Below are 23,746 nucleotides of genomic sequence, written 5' to 3'. Positions count from 1 at the left end.
ACCGACTTCACCGCCCGGCGCGATGCCCTCGACCCGGTCGGCGTGTTCGCCGGCCCGTACCTGGACCGCGTCCTCGGGCCCGGCCCCCCTGGGCGCGTGTTCTGACTGGTCGGACGGGTGTGCGCAGTGTGTGTGGGCGTGGACGGATCTGATGCATCGTCAGCAACCCTGTGCGCACCGGTCCTTCGTCCTCGGGGACGCCCCCCGGCCGGCCTCCCGGACGCCGCCTGCCACGGCTCAGCTCAGCAGTTCGGCGCTGCTCCGCGGCTCCACCCGCGGCTGCCCGTTGAGGCGGTGACGCTCGACGGAGGAGCGGCGGTACACCTCCTCGCGCACCCGCTGGATCTCGCCGATCGGACGATGGTCCTCGCGCACGCGCCACGGAGTGATCGAGGTGCCGTCCGCGGCGGTGAGATTCTCCGCGCCGCCGATGTCCTGGCGCGGAATGTCGATCCTGGCGACGCTGATCCAGGGGGAGAGCTGCTCGGGCCACTCCACCGAGGTGTTGTCCACCGGCATCCGGGTCAGGTCGGTGTTCAGCTGCACCTGAAGCTCGAAGGCGTGGTCACCCTCAGCCGCCTCTGCGACCAGCGTGTTGCGGAAGGCCTCGCCGTCCGCCTGGACATCGACCTCGAGGTGGCCGACCGGCGTGACGGGCACCGTGCGCAGCTTCGCGATGTGGTCGCCGTAACGGAAGGCGCCCATGCTGTTGTAGGTGTACGAGAGCAGGTTCTGCCGCTGGACCCTGGTGAAGGAGAGCATCGCGAACAGCTCGTCCCACAGCCACTCGTCCGCCGTCTCCAGCGTCCCGCGCCGGGTGAGGAACTCGCCCATCCAGGACTTGCGCCGCGCCGGGTTCACCAGGGCGTCCGGCAGTTCGGAGAACAGTTCCTCGATCACCATGTAGTCGTACGCGGTGTTCGCGAAGAAGACCTTGTTGTTGATCAGGTTCAGGTCGAACGTGGTCGCCTCGGCCTCGTCGGTCAGCAGTGATGTGCCGGGCACGCCGAACATCTTGATGCCCATTCCGCACGCCGCGCCCAGCAGTGAGTCGGCCCGCAGGTGCCCGAGCCCGTTGGAGTAGCGGATCACGGCGTCGTACGTCACCGGCTCGGCGAAGATGCCCTGAGCGTACGGGCCCTCCAGCTCACTCACCGTGACCGTGGCCTTCACCAGTCCGTAGGTCTTGCCGTGCGCCGTCCTGACGGCGCGCCCGGCCTTCTGCCGCTCGACGGATCCGCGGGTGCGGTCCGCGACCTGTTGGACGACTTCGTCCAACTCCTGCTGGTAAGTAGGTCGTTCAATGGGCCGGTATGTCTCGAACCTGACGAATTCCATGGGGGTTCTCCTCCTGCGCCCGAAGCGTGCGCCGCGCCGCTCGCCGCGTCACTGCCTCGATGCGTTCAATGTAGTGCTCAATTTAGTTGTGCACAATGTAACTGCTTGTGATGGTCCCCACGTCGTTCGTCATCGGATTCGGTGCTGGGGCGGGACGGTTCCCGTCACCCGGCGGGCGGGGCCGCCATCGCGCCGATGCGGTAACCGTCGCCGTAGATCCGCCAGTCCAGCGGCGGCTCGAGGTCGAAGTTCCGCTCCCGTACGAACACCCGCTGCGCCGTCTCGACCCGGCTGGTGTCGGAATGCGACGGCTCCCGGCGCATCGCCTCGACCCGGGCGTCCAGGAACGCGTTCAGATACGCAGCCTCGTCGCCGCCCTCCGACGGCGGCTCGGCCTCGCGCAGCGCCCTCTCGCGCAGCACCCGGAACCCGACCGACCCCTTGGCCGCGTCCGGGCCGTGCATCACGTACGCATCGAAGTAGATGAACTGCCCGAGCGCCCCCAGTCCGTCGCGCTCACCCTGCCGTACCGCGGGCGCGAAGTAGCGCAGGTCGCGCTCGGCGTCCTGCGCCGCACGGAACACCGGGTCGGACGCCGCGGCCCTCGCCCAGGCGCTCGTGAACCCGTCGCCCAGCCCCTGGTGCGAGTCGCTGCCGACGACCGCGCGCAGGGCCGGGAGGTACGGCGCGAGGGCATTGCCGGGCCGGTCCCTCGTGTAGCGCTCGACCACGGCGAGCATGTCGCCGGTCCCCGAGCAGAAGCCGACGATGCCGGCGGTGTAGCCGCGGCCGTCGCCGATGTCCTCGATGTACCGGTACTGGGCCCGCCAGTCCAGGGAGGAGTTCTCCGCGCTGGAGACGAGCCGCATGGCGATGTCCTTCTTCGCCGGATCGTCGAGCCCGCCGCCCCGTTCACCGTCCTCGGCGCAGGCCGTGCACGCGACAACGACGACGAGCGCGAGCAGCATGCGCAGCAAGGACTTCACGGCGGACCCCCTCCCGGGGTCACACCCCCGGCCACGTCATCAGATTACTGAAAAGCTCCGCCTGCTCGATCGCGTCGTCCAGGGCATGGTGCGTGTGCCGCCGCCGCGAGAGCAGTTCCCGGGGCATCGTCCCCTTCGACACCGCCCGCAGCGGCAGCCGGGCCTTCGTCGCGTACAGCGTCTTCATGTCCAGGCACCCGGAGTGCCCGAACGGGCTCGAACCGGTGAACCGCATCTGGTACCAGTACAGGAACATCCAGTCGTACGGCGCGGGATAGCCGCACATCACCGGCTGCGCGCCGCCGTGCGCCTCCCGCCCCGGCGCTTGTCGGCTCGTACGCTGCGTGGTGTGAACTCCGCAGTCGACGAGGGCCGTCCGCACGGCAAGTTCCCGTTTGGGTACTGCCGCACGTACGAGCAGGACTGCCCCGTTCGAGTGGGGCAGCGGCACGTCCTTGGTCTGGCGGCACTGGCGGTGCACGTCCTTGTAGCCCGGCCGCTGGCCGAGGGTGCACTCGGCCGACAGTGGTGGCGGGTCCGTCACGGGCGCGCTCACGGCGCCTCTCCCCGGCTCCGGGCGTTGGCCATTGCCATGCCCGCCGACAGCCTCTCCGCCGCCGTCGCGGGCCGCAGAGGGTCATGCGCGTCCCACTCCCGCCCGCCGCCGGGCGGCTTGAGCTGCCAGCAACCGACCCGGTCGACCACCCGGCCCACCCGTTGCGTCGCCTCGTCCCACACCAGGTCGCCGACCTGGGGTGTATACGCGTTCATGCGCACCCCCCCCGGATCACGTCGGCGAGCCGCAGCGCGACATCCGGGCGTACCCGGCCCAGGTTGATCAAGTTCAGTGAAGGCGACGCCCCGTCCGCCCCCAGGGACGGCAGAACGATTCCCGCCGCCGTCAGTGCTTCGCGCAGCACCTCAACCGTTTCCAGGGCATCCGCGGTGCCCGGCTCCTGTGTAGTGGCCATGAACTGAGCGTTGTAAAGAGGCAGTTGAGGCCGCTAGCGCCTATACCCGGTTATTCGCGGGTAGGGGCTGGCTATAGCCGTTTATGTTCACAGGGGCCCCGCGAACCCGAACCGTCCACTCCCGAGCACGGTGATCATGAGGGCACCAGTACCCGGCGAAAGGAACCGATCATGGCGCGACGGCTGCGTTTCAACGGCACGGGCAGTGGCGTGAACGGCTGCCCCGCCGTCCACGAAGACCTCGACACCGGCGAGGTGATCATTCATGGACCGGCGCTCACCGACCCCGACGACATCGCCCGTCTCCGCCACCTCGGCAAGGGCGAGGTGCCCATCGTCGTCCCGCGCGAACTGCTCGTCGACTTCGGCCCCAGGGAGGTCACCCGCGTGCCGAACATCATCGGCCTGGATGAGTTCGACCGGCTGTTCACCCAGGTCAAGCACGCGGCCTGGCGGCTGGAGAGCCGCCGCCGCTACGCCTCCGACGAGGTCACCGACACCTACGCGCAGTTCCTCCGGGGCGAGCCCGTCGACTGGGAGGGCAGGGACGCCGAGTGGTGCGCCGAGCGCCTTGAACAGAACGCGCTCGGCAAGCGGTTCGAACGTGTCCGCATCGTCGACAACCCGCCCACCCCGGGTCAGCTCTACCTGCTCGACAACGCCCGGCGGAACAGCTCCGTCGGCGAGGACATCCGGCAGCTCTGGCGCTCCGACGCCGAATGCCTTCAGCTTCCTGTAGAGGACTTCTGGCTGTTCGACTCCCGGCTGGTGGCCCGGCTCAACTTCGACGACGCCGACAACCTGGTGAACGTCGAGCTGATCACGGAGCCGGTGGAGGTCAACCGCTACTGCCAGGCGCGCGACGCCGCCACCCACTACGCCGTGCCGTACGACACCTTCGCGGCGAACCTGCCCGCGAAGTAGAGCAACACCCAAGGAGCGGAACCGGTGACCACCGACTACCAGCAGGCGCGCGAGGCGCTCGGAGTCCGGCTGCGCGAGCTGCGCCTCACGGCCCCGGGCGGTCGGCTGACCGGTTCCGCGCTCGCCCGGCGGCTGGGCTGGCCGCAGCCCAAGGTCTCCAAGCTGGAGAACGGCCGTCAGACCGCCACGCCCGACGACCTCCGTGCCTGGACCGAGGGGACCTGCCAGCCGGACGCGTACGACGAATTGCTCGCCCGGCTACGGGGGTTCGAGTCGCACATCCGCTCCTGGCGGCGGCAGCTCGCCTCCGGACACAAGCCCGTGCAGGACACGCACCTCGCCGCGCACGGTGACGCCTCCGTGTTCCGGGGCTGGGAGTCCTCCATCATCTTCGGCATCCTCCAGACGCCCGACTACGCCCGGTCGATCTTCACCCGGTACGCCGAACTCCAGCAGTCGCCCCAACACACCGAGGAAGCCGTCCGCTCCCGCATCAAGCGGCAAGAGGCGCTCTACGACCCCACCAAGCGCTTCCACCTGCTCCTGTGGGAGGCCGCGCTACGGGCGCTCATCTGTCCGCCGTCCGTGCTGGCCGCACAGCTCGACCGGCTGTCCGGCGCCGTCGGCCTGGACACGGTCGAACTCGGCATCGTCCCGCTCAGTGCCTCGCTCAAGATCCCGCCCGCCACGGCCTTCTGGGTCTACGACGACAGTCGCGTGATCGTCGAGACGTGGCACTCGGAACTCTGGATCGAGGACGAGGCCAGCGTGAGCACCCACCTCCGCACCTGGAACACCCTGCGGGAGTCGGCCGTGTATGGGGCCGACGCGCACCGGCTGATCAGTGACGCGCGCCGGGCGCTCAACGTGTGACGGCGGCTCCTTGCCGGCTGATTTGGCCAAAGGAGTCCGCCCAGCTGAGAGGGCCGCCGGAGCTGCGCGCCCGGCTCCAGCTCTCGGCCCTCAACCGGTCGTCGACCGCCCGTCCTCGGTGCACGACTACGGCAACTGGGCACCCTGAACGACCTGCGCCGCCGCTGACCTGGGCGTCTGTGATTCGCTCGCACTCGCCCCGGCTCGCCGGCGAGTCTCTGGCGTGCCCCGCTCCCGGATCGGACCGTAACTACGCGCTGTAATCGGCCTCGCCCCAGGTCAGCGCCTACGAATCAAAGGCCCTTGGTTTTAGTACTTGTCGACGGAGATGTACAGACTGGGCTTCACACGGCGTGTCATGCCCCGGAGCATCGCACCGGCACCTGCCTGCGATCATCCGGTTTACCGGCGGCCGCCCGGAACGCTCAGTCGCCCGGCCGCCAGTCGGGGCGCCGCCCGCTGAGCCCGACGACCCGGTCCAGCAGCGAGGCGTCGTCCGGCACCGCCACCGGCGGGCCGAAGATCCCCTCGCGCAGCGAGTCGTCGTCGGTCGGCCGCACGATCTCGTACGACACCGCCGCACTCGCCTCACCGGGGTCGTACTCCTGCCCCGTCGCCCGGGCCAGGTCCCAGCCGTGGATCACGAGCTCGTTCAGCGCGACGCGGCCGGCGACGGCTGCGGGCAGGTCCACGCCGCCGGCCCTGGTCATGCCCTCCCAGGCCTCGGGCCGGCGCCATGCCTCCGCGAGCTCGTCCACCCGCACCGGGATCCTGGCGCGCCAGTCGTCGTCCAGGGCCGGCAGCGCCGCACCGGGATTCGTGTCGGTCGTCGGTCCGAGGTCCTTGCGGGCCGCGTCCCGGAAGGCGAGGGACAGCCCGTCGATGTGGGCCAGCAGGTCGCGCACGGCGTACTCGGGGCAGGGCGTCGGATCGCCCAGCCGCTCGTCGCCGATCGCGCCGAGCAACCGGGTCACCGCGCGGGCGGCGGGAGTGAGATCGGGCAGGGGCGTGGTGTCGGAGATGTCCATACAGTGCTGACCGGCCGCCCCGTACGAACTCATCGCCGCAGGCGAATTCCTTGCTCGCCCCGCCGCTGGAGAATTGCTTGCTCGCCCGATCGGGCTAACCCCCGGCCCGGAAGGATCACCGACGCCGCCCGCCCTCATACGCTCCCCAGGTGACTCCTACGAACGCCCTGAACACCGGCCGCGACGAATTCCTCACCTGGGCGACGCGGGAGAGAGGCGTCGCACTGCCCGCGCGCACCACGGACGTGGTGCTGACCATGCTCGCGCTGCACGGCGCCGATCGCAGGGCCGGTGTGCCGGAGCCGACGCCCCAGCTACTTCGGCGGGTGCTGCTCGAGGACCTGCCGCAGCTGCTGTGCGCCGGCGACGACGAGCTGGACGCCGTACCGGACGTCCTCACCCTCCTCGCCGACCGGGTCCGTGCCGCCGGCCGTCTCAACGCCAAGCGCCACGCGCGGCTGCTCGCCGCCGTCGAGGACACCCTCCCTGCCTTCCGCCGCGCCATGGCCGACCCGGCGAACCTGACCTGGCACCGCTGGTACGCGTCGCTGCTGACCGCCGACGGAGTCGACGCGGACGATTCCGCCGCCGTACGGGCCTGGCTCGACGCCTACGGGAGCACACCGCACGCCGACCGGCCGGCCCTGCCGGAGCCGCTGTGCCGCTCCGACCTCGCCGACCGGACGTTCTCCGTACGGGCCCGCCTCGCGGAGGCGCTGCTCGCCGCCTTCGCCCGCGACACCCGCGAGGCGCCTCCGGCCGGACCGCTGCTGCCCGCACCACCGCTGGACGCCGCCCGCCCCGACGACGCGCTCAGCGGCGCACTGGATCGCATCGCCGATACGCTCACCGACCGGTGGACCGCCGCCGGCCTCGCAGAGGCGTTCGCCACGCGGTATGCCGCACTCGCCCCCGGGCCCGAGGCACTGCCGCACCTCGCGCTCGCCGACCGCATGCTCGACGAGCACCTCGACTACTACGGCGACTCGTCGATCCCGCTGCCGCCCCCGCCCGCCGTTCCGGCACCCGACGAGATCCGGGACCTGCTGCACGCCGCCCCGCTGCCCGCGGCACTGGCGGCCGGGACCTTCGACGACGAGCTGCGTGAGGTCTCGGAACGCTGCGGGCTGCCCGGCCCGGCCACCGCCGTGTGGACCGACGGCACCCCGCAGGAACTCGTCGAACTGGCCGCCGACGTCCTGGCCGCACAGGCGGAACGGCTGCCCCTGGTCACCGGCCCGCAGGACGCCTACTCCTTCGACTCCGCGCACATCCTCTACTCGCTCTACGAACGCGGCTGCACCCCCGACTCGATCGCACGCAAGATCTCCGACGCGAAGGACGACGGCCTGCCGCCCGAACTGGAGGACGCCCCCACCCCGGTACCGGGCAGCGCCCCGGACGCCTACGAGACCCCGTCACCCGACGAGCTGTCCGCACTGCTCGGGATGCCCGGCCGTACGGAGGCCGACCGCTCCGAACTCGACGCCCCCGCACGCGGCCTCGCGGGGCTCGTGGACCGACTGGCCGCAACCGGCTGCGTCTTCCGCACCGGCGACACCTACGGTCTCACCCCGCTCGGCGCCGCCGTCATGCGCCATGTGATCACCGCCGGCCATGTGGCCGCCCCCGCCCAGGACACCGTCGCGGGCTGGGACGCGGCGAAGACCGTCGCCGCCACCCGCCACTGGCCCACCCGGCTCGCCGCCACCGCTCTCGCCGCATGGGCGGCGCACCACGGCGGCACGGACGACGCCTGGGCCGAACTGCTCGGCGCGATCTCCGCGGCCAAGGCCGACGACGCCAACGCGGCCCGTACGTCAGAGTCCTTCGCCCGACTCGACCTCGCCGCGGTCCCGGGCACGGTGCTGCGCGCCGCCCTCTCCGACCCGGTGACCGGCGCCGCCGCCCGCAGACTGCTCGTGGCCCGAGGAGAGTCCGTCCCCGAGGACACGGTCCCGCTCACCTCGCGCGCCACGGTGCTCGTCGAGGAGCTGGACCAGTGCTGGATCGACGACATGCTGAGGCAGGTGAAGCGCCGCGAGGGCGCGGGCGGCACCGACGTCCCCCGCCCGGCCGACGTTCCGCCCACGACCCTGCTTCCCGCCTTCGACACGGCAGCCGCCGCTTGGCCGGGCGGCGCCACGGCCCTGATCGGCGCCCTGGCGGAGGTCGACCCCGGCACATCCCTCCGCATCCTGGACACCCTCCAAGCCCACCACCCGGACCGCACGGTGGCGGACGCGGCGGCGCATGCGAAGAAGTCGGCCGAGCGGTCGGTGTCCCGGCGCCGCCACTGACGCGGCGCCCTCCGCCGTCCGCCGTCCCGGCCGGTTCAGCGCCGTTCCGGTCCACCACCGCGGGCGCCGAGCGGGGGAGTCAGCTGTCCAGCAACGCCGCCGCCTGCCTGCGGGCTTCAAGGAGCCACTCGGCGCGCTGCCGGGCCGTGGAGTCGCCGACCGTACGGAAGACGACGCGGCGGACGTCGTCGACCCCGGTGTACGGCAGCACGCACGCGGCCCAGATGCGCTGCAAGGGATCCCCGAACTCGCCGTGTTCACGATCGGCAGGGGTGTCCGAGGTGTTCAGCACGAGCGCCCGGCCCGCCCGGAGCAGCCCGACGGGCTCACCGTCGGCGGTGCCCAGTTTGTAGGCGACGCCGGGCGCGAACACCCGCTGCACCCAGCCGGTGAGCACGGCAGGCGGCATGCCCCACCAATTGGGATGGACGAACACCAGCGCGTCGAGCGTCCCCACCTCGGCCCGGTGGCGGGCCACTTGAGGGTCCTGGGCGTCCTGAGCCGCTTCTACGGTCTCCGTCTCACCGGCGGTCAGCATGGGCGAAAAGCCCTCGGCGCACAGGTCGTGCGCGAGGACCTCGCACCCGCGTTCCCGCAACTCGTCGACGACGGTGCCGAAGACGGCGTGGTTGAAACTGCCCGGACGTGGGTGTGCGAGATAGGCCCCTATGCGCATGTGCTGCTGATCCCCCTGAACGATGTGGGCCGGTGCCTACCACGCGGCCGTCTTTCCTGCCTCGGTATCGGACCGTAGGCCCCCGTCCTGCGTTCACCGCTGGGTGGACGACCATTCTGCAGTCGGCCGACGAGGCCCGCGTACAGGCGCGTACAAGGCGCCCGTCACCGAGCACTCCGGCGAGGGGGACTCGTCCGTCTTGCGCGTTCAGCCCTGGGCGGCGAACTCCACGAAGGCCGCCCAGTCCTCCGATGCCACGTGCAGGATCGGGGCCTCCGTGACCTTCGAGTCGCGGACGTGGATCACACCAGGGCAAGCGGCGACCTCCACGCACTCGCCGCCCTCGCCACTGCTGTAGCTGCTCTTGAACCAGGCGGACTCCGGAACGGTCTGCACGGTCGCTTCGACGTTCATCTCTCTCCAAGCAACTTCTCGACAAAGGCCAGCGATTCGCGCGGAGTGAGCGCCTGAGCCCGGAGAATCCCGTACTGCTCCTCAAGCTCCCGGACGGGCTGTCGCTCCGTGTAGAGACGGCTGTCCTTGTGCGCCTCCACATACGCGATCCTCCGTCCTTCTCTCGTCTCGATCAAGGTGAACGGACCAGCCAAGCAGGCGTGCTCCTCGCGGTCCGTCATCATCACCTGAAGTTCGACATTGCGGCGCTGGCCACAGAGCAGCAGATGCTCGAGTTGGCCGCGCATTACCCCGCGCCCGCCCGACGGGCGACGCAGCACAGACTCCTCGATCACGAAGCTGATCGTGGGCAGCGGCGTGCGTGACAGGTTCTCCTGCCGGGCCAGGCGGGCAGCCACTCGCTGAGCGACCGTCTCTTCGTCCAGCAGCGGACGCCGCATGGTGAACACCGCGTGCGCGTACTCCTCGGTCTGCAACAGCCCCGGCACGGCGTTCGTGGCGTAGACGTGCAACTCGACCGCCTGCGCCTCCAACCGCGCCGCGTCCCGGAAGAACGCCGGGTACTGCGCCCGCGCGACCTCCTCCTTGCCGGCCTTCAGTAACCCGCCTGCGTCCAGCAGCTCGTCCGCCTTGTCGATGAACTTCGGCGGCGGAATGCGACGCCCTTGCTCGAAGGAGGCGATGGTCGAAGCCGAGTACCCCGTCCTTGACCCGAAGTCCGCGCGCTCCAGCCCCGCCCGGATCCGGCAGAGCTTCAACTGCTGCCCGAAGACGTGCAGGATCCCCGACCCCGCCTCGTGCTCGTACCCGTGTTCCGGTCGTTCCTGCTGATCGTCCACGACCCCGTACCTCCCGTACCCGTGCCGTCCGTCCCGCCGCACACCGCTCCCGCCCCCAAACTCCCCACGCCCCGCCCCCGGTCACGCTCCACCCCGCGTACAGCGCCGCCCGCCCCCGCGTACACCCCGCACCCGTCACCGCGTCCCTCCTGGTCAACGGTACGCACGGACCACCAGCGTTTCCTCCATGAACGGAGCAATTACCCCTCCCGTGGCGCCGGCCCAACCGCCCGCCCGCACTCGCGAGTTCTCGATGCAATTCACGTCCACACCACGCGGCGCGCGCCTCGCCCGCCGGCTGGTGGCGCACCGGCTGGACGAGTGGGGCCACCCGTACGACTCGACGCCCAACGAGACGCTGACCCTCATCGCCGCCGAACTCACCGCGAACGCCGTCCGCCACGGCCATGTCCCCGGGCGGGACTTCCACCTCCGCCTCACCGCGAGCCCACACCCGAGCCCGACCCCGCCCCCGACGCCCGCCCCGACCGCCACCCTCCGCATCGAGGTCGCCGACACCCGCACCGAGGGCCGCCCCGCCCAAGACACCGCCGACAACCCGCCGCCGCTCCGCGAGGAGTCAGGCCGCGGCCTGTACCTCGTCGCCCGGCTCGCAGACCGCTGGGGCGTCACCCCCCGGGTCGCCGCCCCAGGTAAGCGGGTCTGGGCGGAGCTGCACCTACCGCATGTTCACCCAGGCGCCGAGCCCACCTGAGCGCCCGCGCATGCCAACCCGGACCGCACTGAGGACGCCGCCCGACCACCCCGTTGCGATTTTCGCAACGAATCAGTACGGTAAGCGAATGGACGAGTCTGTGAGTGACCGCGTACGCAGAGTCATGGAAGCGGCCTCCGTGAGTCAGGCTGCCTTCGCCGAAAGAGTGCGGCTCACGCCCGACAAACTCTCGAAGAGCCTGACCGGTGTCCGGCGCTTCACCTCGCTCGATCTCGCCCTGATCGCCGAGGCAGGCGGCACCACGGTCGACTGGCTGCTCACCGGGCGTGCCCCGTCCCAGCCGTCGTTCGCCGCGCGGACCACCGACGCCGGTGTGCCCGAGCGGGACGAGGTGGACCGGGTCGCCCAGCGCTACACCGCCGCGTACGAGGTGCTGGAGCTGCTCGGCCGGCTCCCGAAGCTGCCGGCTCTGCCGGACATCCGTGCGGACCTGGCCCTGCACATCGACCAGGGGCGGCAACTCGCCGAGGACGCGGCCAGGGGTCTCGCGGCCACGGGGGAGTGGTCAACGGGACGCGAGACGGACGCGCTGATCGCGGCATGTGCCAAGGCGTACGGCGTGGACGTCGCGATCACGGCGTTGCCCGACGGGGTGAACGGCGTGACCTGGCAGACCGACACCTTCCGGCTCGTCCTCGTCGGCCCGAGCAGCGTCTGGACCCGGCAGCGCTTCACCCTGGCCCATGAACTCGGACACATCCTGGCCAGGGACGCGCAGGACCCGATGGTCGAGAAGCGGATCCGGCCGGGCAGGGTGAAGGACCTCACGGAGGTCCGGGCGAACGCGTTCGCGTCGCATCTGCTGATGCCGGCTCCCGAAGTCGAGGAGCGCTTCAAGCAGGTTGTCGCCGCCGACGGGCAACTCGGCAGGGACGCATTCGCGCACCTCGTGGTCGAGTTCAAGGTGTCACCGAGCGCACTGGCCGTGCGGCTGGGGCAACTCGGGCTGATCGACAAGGACGTTCGGGACCGGCTCCGGGTCCTCACCGCGGAGACGTGCCACCTGGTGGCGGGAGCTGCCGCCGAGTTCCAGCGGCAGCTGGCCTGGGCGGGGGCCCGGCAGTTCCCCGCCCGCATCGCGGATCAGCTCTTCAGCGGTTACACGGCCGGAGAGACCACGCTGCGGCCGCTGGCGTCGCTCCTCGATGTGGAGGTGGACTGGCTGCACGACGTACTCGAGCCGGAACGCAAGGGCGCGGTCGATGCTCCGGCATCCGACCTCGACGCGAAGGACCCGGTCTTCACTCCATGAGGCTCTGCTGGTTCCCGGACAACACGGTCCTGTGCAATTTCGCTGCCGTAGATCGTCTCCCGCTGCTGGAAGCGGTGCTCGACGGACGAGGCCGCTGGACGCAGGCCGTGGCCTACGAGGCCGAGCAGTCGAGCCGTCATCATCCGCCCCTGCGCGGGATATCGCAGGACGGGTGGCTCCGGGACCCGATCGAGATCACGGACTCCCGTGAGCTGACCGAGGTCGAGCGGGTCCGCAGAGCAGTGTTCGGCGGTGTGGCGTCGCAGCCGCTGAAGCACCTAGGTGAGGCGGAGACGTGCGTACTGATCACCGTGCGCCCCGAGTTACGGGACGCGGTGTGGATCACCGATGACCGATCCGCCGGCACCTACGCCCGACGCAGAGGCATCACGACCAAGGAGACCTACGACCTCGTGAACGAGGCCGTGGTCGGTGGGCTGATCACTCCTGGCGATGGTCACGGCCTGCTGGGGGCGATGGTGGCAGCGGGCCGTCATCTGCACCGTGTGTCCCGGCGCCCTTCGGAGCTCCAGCAATAGGCCGTCACCCCGCCCGACCGCCATACTCAAAAGCGCCGGCTGCCGCTCATGGGTTACGGGCGACCGAGCCCCCGTCCGGGCAAGGACCCAGCGGCAGATAGGCGATTCCCCGCCACAGTGCCCGCGTGCCGGGCAGCGGTTGCCGGTCGTGGGCGTCATCCGGTGCCCAGTCATGGTCCGGCCCGGCACCGGTCGTGTCGAGGGGTTGCCATCCTGGATCGCCGGTGGCGGCGAAGGCGGCCCAGGCCGCGACCATGTCCCGTGACAGGAGGTGATCCGCGGGGGTGGGTGGGCCGCCGACGAGGAACTCGACGGCGGGCAGTGTGTGGTTGCCGAAGGCGAAGGGCACATCGGCGCAGTGCCAGGCCCGTACCTCGCCGCCGTCCGGCCCGGTGCGCCGCCGGTCGAAGTGCGACAGGTACGTCAAGCCGCCGGCCCGTGCGTGCGACTCGGCGAGCCGGCTGCTGTACTCGGCGAAGAGCAGGTCGCCGAAGACGGAGAGGTGGACATCCAGGACGGGGGCGTCCGGCATGAGCTCGCGGTAGCCGCCGACCAGGCCGTCGGGCAGCCCGAAATCGGCAGCGAACCGCTCCAGTCCGTCCCATGTCGTGATCTTCGCGCTGCTGTCGACGGCGTCCATCAGCCAGTACTCCTGCGTGGTGCGGCACACCAGCAGGTCCACGTCCGCCGCGGCGCCCGACGCCAGTCCCGCGAGCGGTTCCACGGGCAGAACGTCGCCGTCGACGACCGGTCCGTAGATCACCGGGTCGTAGTGGAGATGCCCGGAGGCCGGGTCGTGGCGGTAGGCGTCGACGACGTCGTCGGACGCGGCGACCAGGGCCCCCGGCGACGCCGCTGCCAGAGCGTCGGGCGTCGCGGGTAGGCCCGCCGCGGCAGCGACCCGCGCGGTGATCTCCCGCGCGAGCCCGGCCGAGAAGCACGGGCCCACCGCGCTGTGTGCGATCGCACGGCGAAAGAGGCCCTTCGCCCGGTCCATCACCATCAGGCAGGCGGCGGACGTCGCGCCGGCGGACTGCCCCGCCAGCGTGACGATCTCCGGATCACCCCCGAACGCACCGATGTTCTCCCGCACCCAGCGCAGGGCGGCGACCTGGTCGAGCAGGCCGCGGTTGTCCGGGAACGGGCCGGTGCCCGGAGCCGACGGCACGTGCCCGAAACCCTCGAACCCGAGCCGGTAGTTGACCGTCACCACGACCAGCCGGCCGTCCCGGGCGAGGACGGTGCCGTCGAAGTCGGGCTGCGCGGAGGATCCGAAGGTGTACGCGCCGCCGTGGATCCACACCAGCACCGGCAGCGCGGACGCGTCCACCGGCGCCCAGACGTTGAGCGTCAGCACGTCCTCGTCCCCCGGGGACCACACGGGCGCCCCCGGCAGCTGGGCGGATTGCGGGGCGACGTGCCCGAAGCGGGCGCACTCCCGCACCTCGCGCCAGGGGTCGACCGGCTGCGGCTCGCGGAACCGCGCGGCCCCGAACGGCGGAGCCGCGTACGGTACTCCGAGCACCGCCACCACGTCACCGTCGGCCACCCGGCGCCCGCGCACCGGGCCGTTCTTCGTCTCGACGACGTCCACGGATCCCCCAAGCCCTTACCGCCCCGCGGATTCGCAGGTCGGCGGTGATCATGTCAGCGCGCCGCCGGGCGGCGCCAGCGAGAAAGCCGCGTCCGGTGTGCCCGCGCCATCGGTTCGCCACCGCCACCAGGGCGGGGAACAAAGCTGTCCGGCACGTCGTTCCGGCGATCATGACGACCAAGCACGAAGTTCTGCGCTTCACCGCCTTCTCCCGGGACCCTGAGGGCGGCAACCCCGCCGGCGTCGTCCTCGACGCAGAGGGGCTCGACGCCGCCGGGATGCTCGCCATCGCCGCAGAGCTCGGATACAGCGAGTCCGCGTTCCTGACCGCACCGCCCGAAGGGCTCGAGGGGGAGCCCGGAAGGGCGTTCACCATCCGGTACTTCAGTCCCAGGGCGGAAGTACCGTTCTGCGGGCACGCCACCGTGGCCACGGCCGTCGCCCTCGGCGAGCGCATCGGCACGGGCGACCTCGTCTTCGCGACGCGCGCCGGGACGGTGCCCGTGACGGTGACCGAGAAGGACGGGGCGCTGCGGGCGACGCTGACCACGGTGGAGCCGCACAGCGAGCCCGTCGCGGACGCGGACCTCGCCGAGGCACTGGCCGCGCTCGACTGGCCGGCCGCCGACCTGGACCCGGCGCTGCCGCCCCGTATCGCCTTCGCAGGAGCCCGGCATCTGGTGCTCGGTGCCGCGACCCGTGAACGGCTCGCGGACCTGGCGTACGACTTCGACCGACTCGAGGCCCTGATGCGCCGACTCGACCTGACCACGGTGCAGTTGGTGTGGCGCGAGTCGGAGAGGGTCTTCCATGTGCGTGACCCGTTCCCGGTGGGCGGCGTGATCGAGGACCCGGCCACGGGCGCGGCGGCAGGCGCGTTCGGCGCGTACGCCCGCGAACTCGGCCTGGTCCCCGAGGCGTCCGTGCTCACCCTCCACCAAGGTGCGGACATGGGCCGCCCGGGCGTACTGACCGTGGAGCTCCGCGAAGGCGACAAGCGCGTGCGGGTGACGGGCACGGGTGCCCGCATCGCCTGACGCCCCGCGGTGCTTCTCGGGTCGGCCCCGGCCTTAGGCTGCCGATCATGACCGGTGACGACCTGGACCTTGTGATCTTCGACTGCGACGGCGTGCTCGTCGACAGCGAACGGATATGCGTCGAAGTCGACGCCGTGATCATGGCCGACCTCGGGGTGTCGTTCACCGAGGCCGAGATCGTCGAACTTTTCGTGGGTTCCTCCGCCGAAGTCTTCACGGCTGTGGTGGAGGAGCGCCTCGGGCGGCCACTGGAGCGGGGCTGGCAGCGGAAGTACGAGCATCTCTACGACGCCGCCCTTGCCGACCGGTTGACCGCTGTCGACGGTGTCACCCAGGCCCTGGCGGATCTCACCGTACCCGTCTGCGCGGCGTCCAACGGGGACCGCGACGGTATCCACCGGAGTCTGCGGATCGCCGCGTTGAGCGACCACTTCGAGGGGCGGGTCTTCAGCGCCGCCGATGTGCCCCGGGGCAAGCCCGCCCCTGACCTCTTCCTGCACGCCGCCCGCTCGATGGGGGCCGACCCCGCGCGGTGCGCGGTGATCGAGGACAGTGCGTACGGGGTCCAGGCCGCACGCGCCGCCGGCATGCGGGCCTTCGGCTACTGCGGCGGCCTGACCCCGGCCGCCCGCCTGGCGGGACCCGGCACGGTCGTCTTCGACGACATGCGCGAGTTGCCGGGGCTCCTGGCCGCACGCGACGCCGGCCGCTAGAACGACGTCTCGCGCACGCTCGCCCGGTCCGAGGGCTCGGTCGTCGCCGTGATCTCCGAGCGGTGGCGGGCGGCCGAGAAGGTGGCCGTCAGGGTCTCCGGAGCGGTTTGGGACGTGCTGACCGTGAACCCCTGGTTGGGCACCGCCGAGATGAGGCACACCCCGCCGCTGCCGTAGCGCACGGTCGCCTTGCCGCCCTGCGAGGAGATCGTGTGCACGCCGGAGCCGCCCTGCTCACAGCCGCCGCCCTGTCCCTCGGGCGGCTGTGCGGCGGACGGCTCGTCCGGGACGGGCGGACTCGTCCGGGCGGCCGGCGCCGGCGTCGGCGCAGGCGGCTTCTCCGCCGTCCTGGACGGCGTCGGCGACGGCGTGGGCACGCTCGGCCTCGGCCGGGGGGTGGGGGAACGGGAGGGGCGGGCGGCGGGAGAGGAGGACGCCGGAGCGGCCACGAAACCCTCCGGCGCCGACTGCGCGACCGGCGCCGTCGGCCTGGTCGAACCCACCACGAAATGGACCGTGATCATCACGGCCGTGACGCTGGCCGCGGTGCAGGACAGCCAGATGAGCAGGTAGCGCGGAAGGCGGGACACGACACCATAGTGACGGACCGGCTAACGTGCCTGCCCATGGCCTCCGTACTTGTCGTCGAGGACGACCCTGTCATCCGGGCCGCGTTGATCGAGGTCCTCACCGGGCACGGGTACGCGGTGAAGACCGCCCACCAGGGCTTCGAGGCGCTGCGCGACGTCACCCAGAGCCCGCCCGACATCGTGGTGCTCGACCTGGGGCTGCCCGACCTGGACGGCCTCGACGTGCTGCGGATGATCCGCGGCGTCTCGCGGGTGCCGGTCCTGGTCGCCACCGCGCGCGACGACGACACGGAGATCATCAGGCTGCTCAACGCAGGGGCCGACGACTACATGGTCAAGCCCTTCTCGGGCGGTCAGCTCGCGGCCCGGCTCGCCGCCGTGCTGCGACGCTCCGGCCCGGTCACGGAGGAACCCGACCGGCAGCCGGTCGTGCAGGTCGGCGATCTGAGGATTGACCCGCCGGCCCGCACCGCGCACCTCGCCGGACGGGAACTGGCGCTCACGCGTCGGGAGTTCGACCTGCTGGCGTATCTCGCGGCACACGCCGACCAGGTCATGTCCCGCAAACGGATCCTCGCGGAGGTGTGGCAGCAGCCGTATCTGGAGGACCAGACCGTGGACGTCCATCTCTCCGCCCTCCGCAGGAAGTTGGGCGAGAAGGCAGCGGACCCCCGCTATCTGCACACAGTGCGCGGCATCGGTATAAAACTGGTCGCATCGCCCTCATGAGACGCGCACTCGCCGGGATCGCGCTGGCCGTGACGTCGATGGTCGCCCTCTCCTTCCTCATTCCCCTCGCCCTGCTCGTCCGCGAACAGGCGCGAGACCGGGTGACCACGGCCGCCGAGCAGCGGGCGTCCGCCCTGTCCCCGGTCCTCGCCCTCACCACGCGACGGGTCGACGTCCAGCAGGCGGTCGCCGAGCTGGACTCCCGCGACCAGTTGGCCGTACGCCTCCCCGGCGGCGGGTTCGTCGGCACCCCGCACGCCCCGCGGGAAGCGCTCGACCGTGCGGTCCGCAAGCGGGAGACGCTCGCCATGGACACCGCGGAGGGGTGGGTCTATCTCCAGCCCGTCGTGCTGCCCGAGGACCGGGTCGCGGTCGTCGAGGCGTATGTGCCCGCGGCGGAGTTGACCCGCGGCGTGTGGGCCTCGTGGGGGGTGATGTCGCTGCTGGCCGTGGGTCTGGTGGGCGGCTCGGTGCTGGTCGCCGACCGGCTGGGCGCCCGGGTGGTCCGTTCCTCGCAGAGCCTGAAGCGCGCCTCTCTGGCGCTCGGCTCCGGCGACCTCGACGTACGGGTGGAGCCGGACGGGCCGCCGGAGCTGCAGGACGCCGGCGCCGCGTTCAACACCATGGCCGACCGGGTGGTGGAACTGCTCGCGATCGAACGCGAGATGGTCGCCGACCTCTCGCACCGACTGCGCACCCCGCTGACGGCGCTGTACCTGGAAGCGGACCTCCTGGGCGCATCGCCGGGCGCCCGGCGGATCACCACGGCCGTGTCGCAACTGGAGGCCGAACTCGACTCGATCATCACCGCGGCTCGAACCCCGCTCGCCGCCGGTCCGGCCGCGGGGCAGGCGCCGGGGCGGGCCTGCGAGGTGGCCGAGGTCGTCGCGATGCGGTTGGACTTCTGGTCGGTGCTCGCCACTCAGCAGGACCGGATCTGCGAACGCTCCTTCACTCCGCGCCGGACTGCCGTGCGGTTCCCGGAGGACGATCTGGCCGCTGTGGTGGACGCCCTGATCGGGAACGTCTTCCGGCACACCCCGCTGGGCACGGCGTTCGCCGTACGGGTGGAACGCGGCGACCGGCATGTGCTGCTGACCGTGGACGATGCGGGGCCCGGCGTCGCCGATCCCGCGGCGGCGCTCACCCGGGGCGTCAGCGTGGGCGGCGCCGGCGGCACGGGCCTCGGGCTGGACATCGTCGCGCGGGCGGCGCGGGCCGCCGACGGGGAACTGGAGATCGGCCGGTCTCCGATGGGCGGGGCGCGGGTGCGGGTGTCGTTCGGGCTGGCGTGAAGGCGACGCCTCCGAAAAAAATCTTCTCCCTCACGGCGCGTGCGTGACCTGGGGTGACCGGCGGTATTTCAACGAGAGTGCCCACTGTCAAGACACTCGACACTCACGAATGTCTAACGAATCACAGACTTTTGAGCCTGCGTGGTGTCAGAGTGACTCAAGAAGCTGGAGTTACTGACCAGTTGGACCAGTTCCGCGTGCCTGTGTGCTGACCCGACTTCAGGGAAGGCAGACCCCTTCCGGAGTCGTCGGACTCATGCAGACACGCAACGGCGGCAGACCCCGCCGACCCCCGGCCAACACGGCCGCGCCCACAGGCGCTCGCACCGGTCCCGTCCACCGGTTCCCCGCGGCACGGTCCGCCGTTCCGCGGGTCAGTCCCCCTGAGTGATCCGTCGACATTCCGCACCGGCCCCCACCGCAACCAGCGGTCCGACATGACGACTCCCCACCGCGCGCCTCGGGCGCGCTGGAGGAAACACCCCCATGGACATGCTCACCAACAACGCCCGTGCCTTCCGGCACCGGGCCGCCGCCCGATCCGATGAATTCGGCCGTCTCGCAGACGGCCAGTCCCCCCAGGCGCTGTTCATCACCTGCTCCGACTCGCGAGTGATCCCCTCACTGATCACGGACGCCCGCCCGGGAGAGCTGTTCGAGCTCCGCACGGCGGGGAACATCATCCCCGAGCACGCCCCCGGCCGGCACTCCAGCGAGGCGGCCACCGTCGAGTACGCGGTCGAGGTGCTCGGCGTCACCGACATCGTCGTCTGCGGCCACTCCCACTGCGGTGCCGTAGGCGCGATGGTGCGACGCGAAGACCTGTCCGCCGTACCGGCGGTCCGCGGTTGGCTCGAGAGCACCTCGCCCCCGCCCCTCTTCACGGATACCTCCGGTCCCGCCGTCGCCGAGGCCGTCCAGGACCATGTGGTGCGCCAGCTGCGCCGGTTACGCGACTACCCCTGCGTCGCCCGCAGGGCAGAGGAAGGGCGGCTGAACCTGCACGGCTGGTTCTACGAGATCGACACCGGCTCCGTGCTCGTCCACCGGCCGTACGACGGCATGTTCCTTCCGCTGTGAGCACCGCCGACACCCGCGAACGCGGGAACCGCGGACGCCACCGGCGAGCAGCGCCGCAGGGCGCCGCCGAACGCCCCTCCGCGGCGACGCTGCGGTCGGACCTCACCGCGTCCGTCGTCGTCTTCCTGGTCGCCCTGCCACTGTGCGTGGGCGTGGCGGTCGCCTCCGGCGTGCCGGCCGAACTCGGACTGGTCACCGGCATCGTCGGCGGACTCGTCACCGGACTGCTGCCCGGCAGCAGCCTGCAGGTCAGCGGACCGGCGGCGGGGCTGACGGTCCTTGTGCTCGAAGCCGTCACCGAGTTCGGACTCGGCGCCCTGGGCGTCTTCGTCCTCGCGGCGGGCGTACTCCAACTGGTCATGGGCGCACTGCGGCTGGGCCGCTGGTTCCGCGCCATCTCCGTCGCCGTGGTGGAGGGCATGCTGGCAGGGATCGGCCTCGTACTGATCGCAGGCCAGCTCTACGCCATGACCGACGCGAAGGCGCCCGGCTCCGGGCCGGCCAACCTGTCGGGTCTGCCCGGCCTGTTCATCGCCACGGCGGGGTCGTCCGCGGCGCTGACCGCGTTCGTTCTCGGTGCGGCGACCGTCGGGCTGATGGCCGTGTGGAGGCATCTGCCGCCCAAGGTCCGCCTGGTACCCGCACCGCTGGCGGCAGTCGCCCTCACCACGTCCGCCGTGGCGCTGTTCCAACTGCCCGTGAAGCGGGTCGATGTACAGGGTCTGCTGGGTGTGATCCGGCCCCCGTCCACCGACGACCTGGGCAGCATCATGGACGTGGGTCTGGTCGGGGCGATCGGCACGGTGGTCGCCATCACGCTCATCGCGTCGGCGGAGAGCCTGTTCAGCGCGGCCGCCGTCGACCGCCTGCACACCGGACCCGGCACCGACTACGACAAGGAGCTGATGGCGCAGGGCGCGGGCAACACCTTGTGCGGGGCGCTCGGTGCGCTGCCGATGACCGCGGTCATCGTGCGCAGTGCGGCCAATGTCCAAGCCGGTGCCCGGACCAAGGCGTCACGGGTCCTGCACGGCGTATGGCTGCTGCTGTTCGCGGCGCTGGTGCCGGCCGCGCTCGGCCTGATACCGGTCGCCTCGCTCGCGGGCATCCTCGTCTTCTCCGGCTGGAAGCTCATCCCGCTGAAGGAACTCGGACCGCTGTGGCGCAAGCATCGCGGGGAGGCCCTGATCCTCGTGGCGACCGCTGTCGCCATTGTCGCGACCAACATGTTCGAGGGTGTGCTGGCCGGGCTGCTGCTCGCCGTCGCAAAGACGGCGTGGGAGACGTCGCACGTCCATGTGGACACCGACCACGGCCCGGACCGTGACGGTCCCGTCCGCGTGGTCCTCTCCGGCAACGCGACCTTCCTCCGGCTGCCCCGGATCCTCGACACCCTCGAGAAGCTGCCGAAGGACCGGCACATCGAGCTCGACCTGCGCGACCTGCGGCATCTGGACCACGCATGCAGCACCGCCCTCGCCAACTGGGCCGACCGGCACAACAAGAAGGAAGGAGCCGCCCGTGTGCTGATGCCCGCCGCCTGACGACGCCCTCGCCAGGCCCGGCCCGTACGGCTGCTGTCACCGGCCGTCCTGCGGGCCCGGGCCGGGGCCGGAAGGTCCTACCGTCGGGCGCCGAAGTTCTGGGTCCACCAGGGGCCGCCGTCACCGAAGTGGACGCCGACGCCGAGCTCCTTGAACGAGCAGTTGAGGATGTTCGCGCGATGGCCCGGGCTGTTCATCCAGGACTGCATCACGGACGCGGCGTCGGCCTGCCCCCGGGCTATGTTCTCGCCGAGCGTCGACCACTCGTATCCGGCGGCCTCGACCCGAGTGGTCATCGTGGAGCCGTCGGGCCCGGTGTGGGACATCACGCCGCTGCGGGCCATCACGTCGCTGTAGTCGTCGGCGGCGCGGGTCAGTTCGGCGTTGGCGGTGACCGGCGAGCAGCCGGCCGAGGCACGCTCCTTGTTGACGAGCGCGAGGACCTGGGCCTCGGGACCGCTGGAGTCGGATCCACCGGATCCACCGGATCCACCCGAGGTGCCGGAGCCGCCCGAACCCGATCCGGACCCGGAACCGCCTGTGCCGCCACCGCTGCCGGAGCTGCTCGGCGCCTGCGTCGTCGTCCGGGTCCTGGTCTTCGGCGCGGCCGTCGGGCTCGGCTTCCGCTTCGGCTCGGCGGAGGCGGTGACTCCAGGGCTCGGCGACGCGCTTGTCGGCGTTCCCCCGGGCGTGCGGGAGGCGAGCGGCGACGCAGAGGCCGCCGCGGCGTCCTCGTCGCCCTGTCCGGGCGCCTGCGCGGCCACGTCGGTCTCCACACGGCCCGACGCGCCGCCCTCCTCCCCGCCGGCGGTGGCCAGCGTGATCCCGACTCCGGCGGTGACCGTGAGCACGCCCAGCGCCAGCACGGCGCTGCGGGCCCGCAGTCCGGCCTTGGGGCGGGCGTGCGAACGGGGGTTGGGGCGGGCGGCTCTGCGAGAACCCATGCGTACGACACCTCGGAAGGAAGACGGCTGAGCAGCGTGATCCCGGTGGGCGCCGCTGCGCCCACCGGGATCACGGTGGGGGGTTGTGGAGATCGTAAGCCGGTTCGATGTACGCATGCCCTGTCGTAAGGGGTTCTTCAAGAAGCCATAAGGAAGGCATCAGGCTCAGCCAAGGATGTCTTGTGGAGGACGGGCGAGCTGTGGGATACAGGTCTGGACCAATCCTCGTCGTTCGTACGCGGAGGCCCGACCGTGCAACGTCCCCCCACAACCGTCGTGTTGGCCTGCTCTGCCGCTCTCGTCCTCGCCGCCTGCACCGCGCGGGACGAGAAGGACGACAAGCCTCCCTCGGTGCCCCTGGGAGTGACCGCGCAGGCGGGCAGCGCCACCTCGGTGCACGTCATGTGGGACAGGGCCGCCGACAACAAGGAGGTCACCGGCTACGAGGTCTACCGCAACGGGACCAAGGTCAAGTCCCTGCCCGGCAGCCGGCACATGGTGGACGTCGACGGCCTGGCGCCGCGGACCGCGTACAGCTTCACCGTGCGGGCGCGGGACGCCGCCGGGAACTTCTCCGGGCTCAGCGCGGCGATATCCGTCACCACACCGGCCCCCGCACCGGACGACCGCCGGCCACCGAGCCCGCCCGGGCAGGTCAAGGGCCGTACGGACAGTGGCGCGACGGTGACCCTGACCTGGCAACGGGCCACGGACGACACCGGCGTCACCTCGTACGACATCTACCAGGCGGACTCCCGCATCCACAGCGTGAGCGGGACGCGGACCACCGCGCGCGTCACCGGTCTGCGACCGGGCACCGTCTACACCTTCACCGTACGGGCCAGAGACGCCGCCGAGAACTCGTCGCCGGACAGCAACCCCGTGGACCTCACCACCCCATCGGCGCCAGGTGACGACAGTCCGAACACGGCACCGTCCGGCCTCGAGGTGACCGCACGCAAGGGCAGCATCAAGCTGAGCTGGACCCCGCCCGAGACCGGTGCCCCGGTCAAGGAGCACCAGCTCCATCTGAACGGCACGTTGGCGACCACGATCGTCTGGGGCGCGCAACCGCCCACCGGGACGGCCACGTACACCATGACCGTCACCGACAGGCCGGGAACCCGCTACAGCATCAAGCTCAGGGCCAAGCTGCCCGACGGCACGTGGGGCGACTTCTCGGCGCAGCGCACCGTCGTCGTCCGTTAGCGCGCGTCTGGACAAGACCCGACGAGCGTTGCCGGCCAACTCGTCGGCCACCAAGACGGCGTCGTCAACGTAGACGGCTGACCAGAGCGAATGCTTCCTCGGTCTTGGGGTGGGTCTTGCCTAAGCGCTGTCCCA

26 protein-coding genes are annotated in these 23,746 nt (G+C 71.3%); 14 read left to right on the top strand and 12 right to left on the bottom strand.

Going from position 1 to position 23,746, the window contains the following annotated elements:
- Window positions 1-237: 237 nt before the first annotated feature.
- The 5 genes from IE198_RS03335 to IE198_RS03315 form a co-directional block, all read right to left on the bottom strand.
- A complete protein-coding gene (locus tag IE198_RS03335; RefSeq protein ID WP_189882365.1) occupies window positions 238-1,338 on the bottom strand; it encodes a catalase family protein in 1,101 nt (366 codons plus the stop codon).
- Between the two features lie 164 nt (window positions 1,339-1,502).
- Window positions 1,503-2,306 carry a chitosanase gene (locus IE198_RS03330; protein ID WP_189882811.1) on the bottom strand — a complete coding sequence of 268 codons (804 nt, stop codon included), beginning with the start codon at window positions 2,304-2,306 and terminating at the stop codon, window positions 1,503-1,505.
- A 37-nt stretch (window positions 2,307-2,343) separates the two neighbouring features.
- The gene (locus IE198_RS34930) at window positions 2,344-2,880 is read right to left on the bottom strand and encodes a 3'-5' exonuclease family protein (RefSeq protein WP_229833707.1); all 537 of its coding nucleotides are present in this window, start codon (window positions 2,878-2,880) and stop codon (window positions 2,344-2,346) included.
- A complete protein-coding gene (locus IE198_RS03320; protein ID WP_189882364.1) occupies window positions 2,877-3,095 on the bottom strand; it encodes a hypothetical protein in 219 nt (72 codons plus the stop codon). Before IE198_RS03320 ends, IE198_RS34930 begins: the two co-directional genes overlap by 4 nt.
- Window positions 3,092-3,295 carry a hypothetical protein gene (locus IE198_RS03315; protein WP_189882363.1) on the bottom strand — a complete coding sequence of 68 codons (204 nt, stop codon included), beginning with the start codon at window positions 3,293-3,295 and terminating at the stop codon, window positions 3,092-3,094. The genes IE198_RS03320 and IE198_RS03315 overlap by 4 nt, the downstream gene beginning before the upstream one ends.
- Before the next feature lie 171 nt (window positions 3,296-3,466).
- Between IE198_RS03315 and IE198_RS03310 the strand changes: the two genes are divergently transcribed.
- Complete coding sequence (locus IE198_RS03310; protein WP_189882362.1) at window positions 3,467-4,219, top strand: DUF6879 family protein; 753 nt, start codon at window positions 3,467-3,469, stop codon at window positions 4,217-4,219.
- Window positions 4,220-4,243: 24 nt separating this feature from the next.
- Window positions 4,244-5,092 (top strand): helix-turn-helix domain-containing protein, encoded by an 849-nt coding sequence (locus tag IE198_RS03305; protein ID WP_189882361.1) that lies wholly within the window; start codon window positions 4,244-4,246, stop codon window positions 5,090-5,092.
- A gap of 425 nt (window positions 5,093-5,517) precedes the next feature.
- Here the strand turns inward: IE198_RS03305 and IE198_RS03300 are convergent, their stop codons facing one another.
- Entirely contained in the window at window positions 5,518-6,153 is a 636-nt protein-coding gene (locus IE198_RS03300) for a TIGR03086 family metal-binding protein (protein WP_229833706.1), read from the bottom strand.
- 116 nt (window positions 6,154-6,269) lie between these two features.
- Between IE198_RS03300 and IE198_RS03295 the strand changes: the two genes are divergently transcribed.
- A complete protein-coding gene (locus IE198_RS03295; RefSeq protein ID WP_189882360.1) occupies window positions 6,270-8,420 on the top strand; it encodes a hypothetical protein in 2,151 nt (716 codons plus the stop codon).
- Between the two features lie 79 nt (window positions 8,421-8,499).
- Here the strand turns inward: IE198_RS03295 and IE198_RS03290 are convergent, their stop codons facing one another.
- From IE198_RS03290 to IE198_RS03280, 3 genes are all read right to left on the bottom strand, one after another.
- Window positions 8,500-9,096 (bottom strand): NAD(P)H-dependent oxidoreductase, encoded by a 597-nt coding sequence (locus IE198_RS03290; RefSeq protein ID WP_189882358.1) that lies wholly within the window; start codon window positions 9,094-9,096, stop codon window positions 8,500-8,502.
- Between the two features lie 207 nt (window positions 9,097-9,303).
- Window positions 9,304-9,510, bottom strand: a complete 207-nt coding sequence (locus IE198_RS03285; RefSeq protein WP_189882356.1) for a DUF397 domain-containing protein — start codon at window positions 9,508-9,510, stop codon at window positions 9,304-9,306.
- Window positions 9,507-10,349 carry a helix-turn-helix domain-containing protein gene (locus tag IE198_RS03280; protein WP_189882354.1) on the bottom strand — a complete coding sequence of 281 codons (843 nt, stop codon included), beginning with the start codon at window positions 10,347-10,349 and terminating at the stop codon, window positions 9,507-9,509. Before IE198_RS03280 ends, IE198_RS03285 begins: the two co-directional genes overlap by 4 nt.
- 187 nt (window positions 10,350-10,536) lie before the next feature.
- Between IE198_RS03280 and IE198_RS03275 the strand changes: the two genes are divergently transcribed.
- The 3 genes from IE198_RS03275 to IE198_RS03265 all read left to right on the top strand — a co-directional run bounded on the left by IE198_RS03275 (window position 10,537) and on the right by IE198_RS03265 (window position 12,876).
- The gene (locus IE198_RS03275; RefSeq protein ID WP_229833705.1) at window positions 10,537-11,064 is read left to right on the top strand and encodes an ATP-binding protein; all 528 of its coding nucleotides are present in this window, start codon (window positions 10,537-10,539) and stop codon (window positions 11,062-11,064) included.
- 88 nt (window positions 11,065-11,152) lie between these two features.
- Window positions 11,153-12,337 carry a helix-turn-helix domain-containing protein gene (locus tag IE198_RS03270; protein WP_189882352.1) on the top strand — a complete coding sequence of 395 codons (1,185 nt, stop codon included), beginning with the start codon at window positions 11,153-11,155 and terminating at the stop codon, window positions 12,335-12,337.
- Window positions 12,334-12,876, top strand: a complete 543-nt coding sequence (locus tag IE198_RS03265) for a PIN domain-containing protein (protein WP_189882350.1) — start codon at window positions 12,334-12,336, stop codon at window positions 12,874-12,876. Before IE198_RS03270 ends, IE198_RS03265 begins: the two co-directional genes overlap by 4 nt.
- 46 nt (window positions 12,877-12,922) lie before the next feature.
- On the opposite strand, the gene IE198_RS03260 is transcribed toward IE198_RS03265, so the two are convergent.
- Window positions 12,923-14,470 carry a carboxylesterase/lipase family protein gene (locus IE198_RS03260; protein ID WP_189882348.1) on the bottom strand — a complete coding sequence of 516 codons (1,548 nt, stop codon included), beginning with the start codon at window positions 14,468-14,470 and terminating at the stop codon, window positions 12,923-12,925.
- A gap of 170 nt (window positions 14,471-14,640) precedes the next feature.
- Here IE198_RS03260 and IE198_RS03255 point away from each other — a divergent pair, with 170 nt between their 5' ends.
- Window positions 14,641-15,507, top strand: coding sequence for a PhzF family phenazine biosynthesis protein (locus IE198_RS03255; protein ID WP_189882346.1), 867 nt, complete (start codon window positions 14,641-14,643; stop codon window positions 15,505-15,507).
- A gap of 47 nt (window positions 15,508-15,554) precedes the next feature.
- Window positions 15,555-16,220, top strand: coding sequence for an HAD family hydrolase (locus IE198_RS03250; RefSeq protein ID WP_189882345.1), 666 nt, complete (start codon window positions 15,555-15,557; stop codon window positions 16,218-16,220).
- Here the strand turns inward: IE198_RS03250 and IE198_RS03245 are convergent.
- A complete protein-coding gene (locus IE198_RS03245; protein WP_189882343.1) occupies window positions 16,217-16,438 on the bottom strand; it encodes a hypothetical protein in 222 nt (73 codons plus the stop codon). The genes IE198_RS03250 and IE198_RS03245 overlap by 4 nt on opposite strands.
- Between IE198_RS03245 and IE198_RS03240 the strand changes: the two genes are divergently transcribed.
- The 5 genes from IE198_RS03240 (at window position 16,431) to IE198_RS03220 (ending at window position 21,458) form a co-directional block, all read left to right on the top strand.
- Window positions 16,431-16,793 carry a hypothetical protein gene (locus IE198_RS03240; RefSeq protein ID WP_189882341.1) on the top strand — a complete coding sequence of 121 codons (363 nt, stop codon included), beginning with the start codon at window positions 16,431-16,433 and terminating at the stop codon, window positions 16,791-16,793. The genes IE198_RS03245 and IE198_RS03240 overlap by 8 nt on opposite strands.
- Window positions 16,794-16,846: 53 nt before the next feature.
- Window positions 16,847-17,539, top strand: coding sequence for a response regulator transcription factor (locus IE198_RS03235; RefSeq protein ID WP_189882339.1), 693 nt, complete (start codon window positions 16,847-16,849; stop codon window positions 17,537-17,539).
- Entirely contained in the window at window positions 17,536-18,834 is a 1,299-nt protein-coding gene (locus IE198_RS03230) for a sensor histidine kinase (protein ID WP_189882337.1), read from the top strand. Before IE198_RS03235 ends, IE198_RS03230 begins: the two co-directional genes overlap by 4 nt.
- A gap of 486 nt (window positions 18,835-19,320) precedes the next feature.
- Window positions 19,321-19,914 (top strand): carbonic anhydrase, encoded by a 594-nt coding sequence (locus IE198_RS03225; protein ID WP_189882335.1) that lies wholly within the window; start codon window positions 19,321-19,323, stop codon window positions 19,912-19,914.
- Between the two features lie 89 nt (window positions 19,915-20,003).
- Window positions 20,004-21,458, top strand: coding sequence for a SulP family inorganic anion transporter (locus tag IE198_RS03220; protein ID WP_229833731.1), 1,455 nt, complete (start codon window positions 20,004-20,006; stop codon window positions 21,456-21,458).
- 77 nt (window positions 21,459-21,535) lie between these two features.
- Here IE198_RS03220 and IE198_RS03215 read toward each other — a convergent pair whose 3' ends face one another.
- Window positions 21,536-22,402 (bottom strand): CAP domain-containing protein, encoded by an 867-nt coding sequence (locus tag IE198_RS03215; RefSeq protein WP_189882331.1) that lies wholly within the window; start codon window positions 22,400-22,402, stop codon window positions 21,536-21,538.
- A 252-nt stretch (window positions 22,403-22,654) separates the two neighbouring features.
- Here IE198_RS03215 and IE198_RS03210 point away from each other — a divergent pair, with 252 nt between their 5' ends.
- Window positions 22,655-23,611, top strand: a complete 957-nt coding sequence (locus IE198_RS03210) for a fibronectin type III domain-containing protein (RefSeq protein ID WP_189882328.1) — start codon at window positions 22,655-22,657, stop codon at window positions 23,609-23,611.
- Window positions 23,612-23,746 lie beyond the last annotated feature (135 nt).

The organism is Streptomyces xantholiticus (genome assembly GCF_014651015.1).
GTDB lineage: Bacteria > Actinomycetota > Actinomycetes > Streptomycetales > Streptomycetaceae > Streptomyces > Streptomyces xantholiticus.
The sequence above is the reverse complement of the archived record's forward strand: the minus strand, read 5'-3'. Positions and strand labels throughout refer to the sequence as shown.